A 2,646-nucleotide genomic window follows, 5' to 3' on the forward strand; every position below is an offset into this window, starting at 1 on the left:
TGCGCTCTCTCGGATGCAGGGGCAGTACGTGGGAGGTGAGACTCCGGGTCAGGGCTGGTCGTAGAGGACATGCTAGATTGGTACCACCTGCTATCCTTCGTGTGACAGATGCCCCTTTTCTCGTGCTCACGCGCTCCGAAGGCTCCGAGTGAGCTGGAGCAGATGTACACGCCCGGCCGTACCCAGATACCGCGGGTGTTTCCCGTGGTCGTCCTCGGCTCGTACGTGCTGGACGTCATCGTCGCGGGTGGATTCCAGCTCGACATGCTGGCGGTCCGGGTCACCTGGGCCCTGTGTCTGGCGTTCTACCCCTGCATGCTCGAGAGGGCGTCCGAGTGGCAGGCGCGGCTGCTCGCGGTCTTCCATGGTGTGCTCGCGGGCGGGGCGGGTCTGGCGCTCGCCGTCTTCGCCGGAGGGGTCAACGGGCCCTATGTGGCCTTCCTCCCTGGCTGGCAGCTCGTCGTCACGCTGCTGTACCAGCGGGGCATCGTCGAGATCGTCACCAGCGGGGTGGTGGGGATCATCGGCACCTACCTGCTCATGAGGGCCGATGGCCGCTCGGTGACGGTGGCGCTGACCTGGGATGCCATGGTGGTGTCCTGCACCCTGTTCGGGCTGTACTGCACCTCGTGGCTCTTCAAGATGCAGTCGGCGGAGCACCAGGTCCGCCTGGAGCGCACCCGCCGCGAGTCCCTCGAGGAGCTGGCCTTCAGCGAGCGACGCCGCACCCAGTCCGAGAAGCTGGCCCTCATCGGCCGGATCGCCGCGGGGGTGATGCATGAGATCAACAACCCGCTGAGCTACGTGCGCTCCAACCTCGACTTCCTCCAGAAGAACCTGATCGAGGAGCCGACCGCGGACAAGGAGGAGCTGGCCGAGGTGCTCGTGGAGACGCGCTCGGGGGTGGAGCACATCCAGCGGATCGCCTTGGACCTCAAGGGCTTCTCGCGCATGGACACCGAGGAGGCCTCGGACTGCGCGCTGGCGGATGTGGTGGGCGACGCCGTGAAGCTGGCCTCGCTGAGGCTCAAGCACGTGGCTGGGCTGAACGTGGACGTGCCCAAGGAACTGCCCGAGGTCTTCGCCGTGCGCCGCAAGCTGGCACAGGTGGTGCTCAACCTGCTCGTCAACGCGGGAGACGCGCTGGAGGAGCACCAGGTGGCCCACGGCGAGGTGTGGGTGAAGGGGCGGACCGAGGGCGATCGCGTGGTGCTGCTGGTGGAGGACAACGGGACGGGCTTCGCTCCGCACGTGCTGCCACGGCTCTTCGAGAACTTCTTCACCACCAAGAGCCCCGAGAAGGGCACTGGCCTGGGCCTGCCCCTGTCGCGCGAGCTGGTGACGCAGTTCGGTGGAGTGCTCACCGCGGAGAACAGGCCGGAGGGTGGAGCGCGCCTGCGCCTCGAGTTCCCCGTTCGGCCAGCGGGCTCGCGGTCGGGCCGGTCGTCGGGCTCCTTCGCCGTGGCGAAGGACGGGGCGGCGTAGGCGGGGCGTTGCTCGGGGAAGGGCTCAGCGCGACTCGAGCGCCCGGCGGTAGGTGGCCAGCGTCCGCCGCGCGCAGTCGTCCCAGTTGAAGAGGGCGGCGCGCTCGCGGCCCTTGTCCGAGAGCTCCCGGCGCAGGGCGTCGTCGCGCAGCAGCTTCAGCGCCGTCTCGCGCCACGCGTTGGCGTCGTCCGGCGGGAGCAGCAGCGCGGCCTCGCCCACCACCTCCGGCAGGGACGAGGTGCGCGCCACCACCGCCGGAGTGCCGCATGCCATGGCCTCCAGCGGCGGCAGACCGAAGCCCTCGTAGCGCGAGGGCATCAGCAGCGCGGTCGCCGCTCCGTACAGGCGCGGCATGTCGTCCTCGGGCAGCTCGGACAATTCAATCGTGGAGTCCGAGAAGCCCAGCTCCCACTTCGCGCCCTTGCCGGCCAGCAGGACGAGGGGCACCGACAGCGACGGGGCGATGTCCGCCAGCATCCCGAGGTTCTTGAAGGCCTTGGTGTTGCCCACCGCGAGGAAGAAGCGCGCGGGCAGCCCACGGCGCTCGCGGAAGTCCTTCAGCTCCGAGGCCGTCGAGGGCTGGTAGCGCGCGTCCACGCCGTTGGGGATGACCTGGAGCTTGTAGGGCGACAGGTTCAGCTCTCGCGCCAGCTCCGCGCGGGAGAACTCGGAGACGGTGATGAGCGCCCGGGCCGTCTTCGCCCGGGGGCCCACGACGAGCGTGTAGTAGGCGCGGCGACCCGGGCCGTACTGCTCGGACAGCACCAGGTGGTTGGCGTCGTGGAGCGTGGCCACCAGCCGTCCGGGCCACAGCGCGGGCACGGAGAAGGACGTCGCGTGGAACAGGTCGGGCCCCAGCCGGACGAGCGAGGCGGCGAGCGCTGGCTGTTCCAGCGGCGACAGGAAGCCCACCGGGCAGCGGTGCAGGGGGATTCTCGGCGTGAGGGCTCCTAGCCCCGCCGGCAGTCCCTCGGGCGCGGTGAGGCCGCTGAAGCTCAGGTCCGGAGCCAGCGCGGGCAGCCGGCACGCCAGCTCCAGCGCGTAACGCGCGATGCCGTGCAGCCGGCCACGGACCATGCGCAAATCAATCAGGACACTCGCCACGGCCCCCGGCCTACCACAGACGGGGCGGGGGAGGGCGAGCGGGCAAGCGTGCACCCC

The 2,646-nt window shown here is 70.0% G+C and carries 2 protein-coding genes; one reads left to right on the forward strand and one right to left on the reverse strand.

The genetic code is table 11. The features are described from left to right. Positions 1-108: 108 nt before the first annotated feature. A complete protein-coding gene (locus tag VF794_RS11780; protein ID WP_331109763.1) occupies positions 109-1,485 on the forward strand; it encodes a sensor histidine kinase in 1,377 nt (458 codons plus the stop codon). A 24-nt stretch (positions 1,486-1,509) separates the two neighbouring features. Here VF794_RS11780 and VF794_RS11785 read toward each other — a convergent pair whose 3' ends face one another. Continuing rightward, positions 1,510-2,643: a glycosyltransferase family 1 protein gene (locus tag VF794_RS11785; protein WP_331109765.1), complete on the reverse strand. Its 1,134-nt coding sequence runs from the start codon at positions 2,641-2,643 to the stop codon at positions 1,510-1,512. Positions 2,644-2,646 lie beyond the last annotated feature (3 nt).

Origin of the sequence: Archangium sp. (genome assembly GCF_036389735.1) — a bacterium.
Lineage (GTDB): Bacteria > Myxococcota > Myxococcia > Myxococcales > Myxococcaceae > Archangium.

What these genes read in the sequence shown, in the direction of transcription:
- VF794_RS11780 (WP_331109763.1), top strand. Translation starts at nt 109, where the DNA reads ATGCCCCTTTTCTCGTGCTCACGCGCTCCGAAGGCTCCGAGTGAGCTG.